Below are 3,264 nucleotides of genomic sequence, written 5' to 3' on the forward strand. Positions count from 1 at the left end.
ACCGAATGCCCGAGCCAGTGATAGGAAAACGCCAGCAGCGCCAGCCAGCCAATCCCCCAATGCGTCAGCGTGCGATGCGTAATCCACAGCCGCCGCGCCCGCGACCACCAGGCCACTTCGAGCAGCGCGCAATATCGAAGCGCATTTCGGGTACCGGCGGATCGTCCGGGTGCAGTTCCCCTCGTGCCTGGGCACCTCCCGTAGGATCTTCCCGTCCAATTTTCTCTGCCTGTCTAGTTACTACATGACAGTCCAATGCGCGATTTCCTACAGCGAGCGTCGGCAATTGCTGACGGTGGTTTGTGTTCGTGCAAGGAGGTCGTAATTTTAGGAGTTGTCGGATTTTCCGTTAGGCGGGTCTCGTATAGCGTGCTTGTGGCCTCAAACAAGCACAACCAATAGGGACAACCATGACAAGAAACAGGATTAAAGAGAGAAGTGCAGAGGATATTGATGGCTATTGATCCACCTCGTTCCGTAGTTCTCAGCTACGACCAAGACAGTCAACGATTGAATGTGCAGTTGGTTGAACCTGCCAAGCTGGCCCAGATTCTGGCTGGAAAATTCACCGTGCCGATCCTGCTGGATGATTTCGACTACAAGCTTGACGACGAATTTGCACGTCGACTTGGGGTTGCGATGCTGAACGGAATTGCGCTGGGATACCCTCACATCAAGCAATATATGACTGTTACGCAAGAGCCAATTGACAGGCCGTCCGAAGAGTAACTGCCCAGAGGTTCGCGATGTATTTGCATGCAACTCGCTTGCCAATCTTATGGGCGGCAAGCGTGGCCTCGCACTGTGCAAGCAGCACGCCTTCCAGGATTATCAAGAGTGCAGGGGGTACTGATGATTAAATTTCCACCATGTTCCGTGGTAGTAACTTACGACCAAGATCGTCAGCAGTTGATCTTTCAATCAGTCGAGAAAGGGCGGATCGCCTCCGCTTTAAAAGGGGCAATTGAAATGCCCGTCTTGCTGGACGAATTTGAGTTCAGACTTGACGACGAATTTGCGCGTCGATTTGGTGCTAGCGTGCTGACTCTGATCGCGCTGGGCCAACCCGACATCAAGCAATACATGACTTTTACAGAGGCACCAATCGACAGGCCGTCCGAAGAGTAACGGCCCAGAGGTTCCTTGCCTTGACCGAACGATGTTCGGTCATCGCAACGGTATTTTCGGACGTTGCGCGCTTATGGCTACAGCTGTGCGCGAACTTGGTTGCAGCGGGGGCGCTACCTTGGCGTCCCCCGCTGGCGTGCGACCTAATCTCTTGTCGATCCTCGAAAAGGGCAGGCCGATGTGCCGGTTCTGACGCTGGACCCCTCTGAAACGTCGTGGATCAACCTAGTCTGTCCGCCTCCGCGAAGAGGTCGACGCTTTACAGTGCGCTCGTTGGGGTTGGGAGCGGCGACGGTGGAATGGTTAAATGTTCGAGCAGTGGTGACAATGAGTTGCGCGAGGCGGACTGTCATGCAAAGTATGAGCGCGATGTATTTAGATGCAACGCGCTTGCCAAATATATGGGTGGTTTGCCGGGCTCGCACTTTGCAAGCAGACGCATTTGCTGACTATCAAGCGTGCAGAGGTTATCGATGACTAAGCATCCGCCGTATTCTGTGGTTCTAACCTACGTCGAAGATCGTCAAGAGTTTGCCGTGCAAGCAATTGATCGAGCCAGATTGGCACCGCTTGTGGCCGGTACGCTCGAGGCGCCGATCCTGCTCGACGAACACGATTTCAGGCTTGATGACGCATTCGCGCGGCGGCTTGGAGCCGCGATGCTTAGTCTGATTGCACTGGGGCAGCCGGACATCAAGCAATACATGAGCGTTACAGAGGACCCAATTGACTAGTCGTCAGAAGAGCAATTAACCGGAGGTTGAGTGCCGTGGCCGACGTTTGGCCATGGCGCCGAGGGGACAGAAGCGGCGCCGCTGATGCTCGAAGGCCAAGGGTAACCGCCCTCCGGCATTGCAAAGCTGACGCTCACTGACTTCTCATAGTACCGAAAGCTATAAACAAAAGGTGGCGATCCTGCGGGAAGATATTCTGCCTGCACTGATCTGACTAGCTCTGCGAAGAGGTCAACGCTTTACAGTGCTCTCTTCGGAGCCTGGAGCGGTGGTGGTGGAATGCTCAAAGGTGGCGCCAACGGGGATAATGAATGGCGGGAGGCAGACTGTCATGCGAAGTATGAATCCGATATGCGTCTGTGCGCTTCACTCGCATACCCGATGGGGCGGCAAGCGTGGCGTTGCGCTGTGAAAACAGCAGGCGTTCCAAGATTATCAAGCGTGCAGAGGTTATTGATGACTAAGCATCCGCCGTATTCCGTAGTTCTGACCTACACAGACGATCCGCAGCAGTTGACAATACAACCTGTGGATTCGGCCATATTGGCTCCGCTCGTCGCCGGAAAGACCGCATTGCCGTTTTTCTGGGGTGAAGACGAATTCTGGTTTGACGACGAAGTGGCGCGGCAGTTTGGAGTTGCGTTGCTTAATTTGATTGCAGCAGGCCGGCCCGAAGTAAAAAAAAACGCCTTGATCTTACTCAGCACCCGATCGAGAAGCCGTCAAGAGGCTGAATAGCAGGAAGTTACAGGTGCCCTTTTCCTTGGCTGGTCACCACCGACGGCCAGCGCTGGAACCTGTAGCCCTATCATCACGCGCCGTGGGGAACCCGCGTAACGTTCCCCTGCGACGACGCAGCGCAATATCGACACGTAGGCCGTCAACTTTCACGTTTGACAAGTGACTTGTATAACTGGCGAATCAGTGCCCGTTATGTTGAGATCGTTACAAGATAGATGTCCAAAATGTAGGACCGTTCTCGTATCGGAGAGCGGCAGTTTTCCCGCGCCGCAGTGCTGGGAAAACGTGTGGGAACGGACGGCCGGGGAGCGTGGGGAAAGGGGATTTCCCTCACACGCCGTCCAGAAAGGTTTGTGCAGCGGGACGGTAAATCACAGGGTGTGATTTTTCCACAGGCTTGTGAACAATTTCTGTGGACAAAATGGAAGGTGGTTTTTTTGCCGCCTATCCGATTTTCAAATGCCGCAGCAGCGACAACCCGTGCAACCACACATGCTCGCCGACAAACCACGCTGCCACCCACGAAGCGGCGACGACGATCAGATCGCAATGCCCGCTATTCCAGAGATTCAGCGAATGACGTCCGGCAATCCAGGGCACGCCTAGCGGGTTCGGCCAATCGGCAAGCAAATGCATCAGCCCACCGCAGGCAAAGCCGAAC

Annotated in this window: 4 protein-coding genes and 2 pseudogenes; 4 read left to right on the forward strand and 2 right to left on the reverse strand. The window is 54.7% G+C overall.

Features of this window, described 5'->3' with window-relative positions:
• Positions 1-122 (reverse strand): annotated as a pseudogene (locus DLM46_RS40860) (metal-dependent hydrolase); the annotation flags it as partial.
• Between the two features lie 331 nt (positions 123-453).
• Between DLM46_RS40860 and DLM46_RS38740 the strand changes: the two are divergent.
• From DLM46_RS38740 to DLM46_RS38755, 4 genes are all read left to right on the forward strand, one after another.
• The gene (locus DLM46_RS38740; RefSeq protein WP_115110363.1) at positions 454-729 is read left to right on the forward strand and encodes a hypothetical protein; all 276 of its coding nucleotides are present in this window, start codon (positions 454-456) and stop codon (positions 727-729) included.
• 108 nt (positions 730-837) lie between these two features.
• The gene (locus DLM46_RS38745; protein ID WP_341868628.1) at positions 838-1,128 is read left to right on the forward strand and encodes a hypothetical protein; all 291 of its coding nucleotides are present in this window, start codon (positions 838-840) and stop codon (positions 1,126-1,128) included.
• A gap of 473 nt (positions 1,129-1,601) precedes the next feature.
• On the forward strand, positions 1,602-1,862 hold the full coding sequence (locus DLM46_RS38750) for a hypothetical protein (protein WP_115110360.1): 261 nt from the start codon (positions 1,602-1,604) through the stop codon (positions 1,860-1,862).
• Positions 1,863-2,318: 456 nt separating this feature from the next.
• A complete protein-coding gene (locus DLM46_RS38755; RefSeq protein ID WP_244306548.1) occupies positions 2,319-2,600 on the forward strand; it encodes a hypothetical protein in 282 nt (93 codons plus the stop codon).
• 447 nt (positions 2,601-3,047) lie between these two features.
• Here the strand turns inward: DLM46_RS38755 and DLM46_RS38760 are convergent.
• Positions 3,048-3,264: pseudogene (locus DLM46_RS38760) on the reverse strand (metal-dependent hydrolase); the annotation flags it as partial.

The organism is Paraburkholderia lacunae, from assembly GCF_003353175.1.
Taxonomy (GTDB): Bacteria; Pseudomonadota; Gammaproteobacteria; order Burkholderiales; family Burkholderiaceae; genus Paraburkholderia; species Paraburkholderia lacunae.

Excerpts from the sequence above, each read along its gene's own strand:
- DLM46_RS38750 (WP_115110360.1), top strand. The coding sequence starts at position 1,602 with ATGACTAAGCATCCGCCGTATTCTGTGGTTCTAACCTACGTCGAAGAT.
- DLM46_RS38740 (WP_115110363.1), top strand. The coding sequence starts at position 454 with ATGGCTATTGATCCACCTCGTTCCGTAGTTCTCAGCTACGACCAAGAC.
- DLM46_RS38755 (WP_244306548.1), top strand. The coding sequence starts at position 2,319 with ATGACTAAGCATCCGCCGTATTCCGTAGTTCTGACCTACACAGACGAT.